We start from the raw sequence: 1131 nt of genomic DNA, 5'->3' as shown, positions 1-1131 counted from the left end.
GGTAATAGTGATGATTTAGTAAGTACGGGTGGAACAAGTACAGTAACGCCGCTTCCGGATGGGCCAAGTAAGGATGATTTGGCTTACCTTGATAAACCTGCAAATTTATCACCTGAAGGTTCAGCAAGAGCAGGAGCTTTCAATGAGGCTAAAAGGAAATCAGGAATACCCACGTCTCGCCAGCCAGATAGAGTAACTGAAAACTATGACCGTCGAGGGAATAAGCAACCAGGAAAAGTGTATGAATTTGATGTGATTAACCAGCAAGGAAAGCCTGAAACTATAAAAATTAGAGATGATGCTAAAGGGCATTTCTTTGGTGACAACGATTCACAAAATAGAGGCCCACACTTCAATGATGCAGAAGGAAATCATTATGATTACTAAAAATTTTAAAATGCGTAGTACTGATGATATTGGCATTGAAAATGATGTATGCAACTTTAAATTCCTTCGTGATGTACATTATCCCTCTGTCAGTTTAGAGGCATTGTTTCTTAACCGTGAAGAAGGATTTTACGAACTAATACAAAACATTATCAGTTTATCTGATATGGAACACTCTCAGTACACTATGATTTGCTATAGCGAACTTGATACCTTAATTCCAAATACGAAGTTGAATCGTTATAAAGGATTTTGGAAATTACAGTCATCAGATAAAAATGGGTTTGATTGGCTTAAAAATAAGTATGATTTTTTTTCGGAGGTAGGGGAAGGGGGTAAAATAAAATTAAGCGGTTATGCTTTAGCAAGTGATCACGATCTTAAAAAGATAATATCATGTTTTTCTTACAAAAAAATTAGCTTTTATGCTTATTTAAATAAAAAAAATTTTGATGAAAAAAGCCTGTCAAATATTATGACTCTAGGTGATTGTAAGGGCGTAATTATGTATTTCCTAGAATGTAATGGATTGGTTTTTTTTCTTCTTGGTGATGAAGATTATAAAAGTTCTGAAGTAGTCGTTGTTAGTAATAATTCTAATTTAAATGAGATTCGCCAAAAAGCTAAAATTTTATATTGTTGAGAATAACTGGCTGAGCCTGCCATCGGGAATGGCGGACTATGGTCAGTCAGCCTATTCATTAGCAATGTCTATGGCTCAGCAAGGCGCAACCCCAGATGAAA

2 protein-coding genes are annotated in these 1131 nt (G+C 35.4%); both read left to right on the top strand.

Going from position 1 to position 1131, the window contains the following annotated elements; genetic code table 11:
• Positions 1-387 (top strand): HNH/endonuclease VII fold putative polymorphic toxin (locus HGT73_RS14585; RefSeq protein WP_244968600.1); only part of this gene is annotated, 387 nt, incomplete at its 5' end.
• Complete coding sequence (locus tag HGT73_RS14580; protein ID WP_214215977.1) at positions 377-1030, top strand: hypothetical protein; 654 nt, start codon at positions 377-379, stop codon at positions 1028-1030. The genes HGT73_RS14585 and HGT73_RS14580, both read left to right, overlap by 11 nt.
• Positions 1031-1131 lie beyond the last annotated feature (101 nt).

Origin of the sequence: Rosenbergiella australiborealis (assembly GCF_018494035.1) — a bacterium.
GTDB lineage: Bacteria > Pseudomonadota > Gammaproteobacteria > Enterobacterales > Enterobacteriaceae > Rosenbergiella > Rosenbergiella australiborealis.
Note: the sequence above shows the minus strand (reverse complement) of the source record. Positions and strands in the feature narration are given on the sequence as shown.

Excerpts from the sequence above, each read along its gene's own strand:
- HGT73_RS14580 (WP_214215977.1), top strand. The coding sequence starts at position 377 with ATGATTACTAAAAATTTTAAAATGCGTAGTACTGATGATATTGGCATT.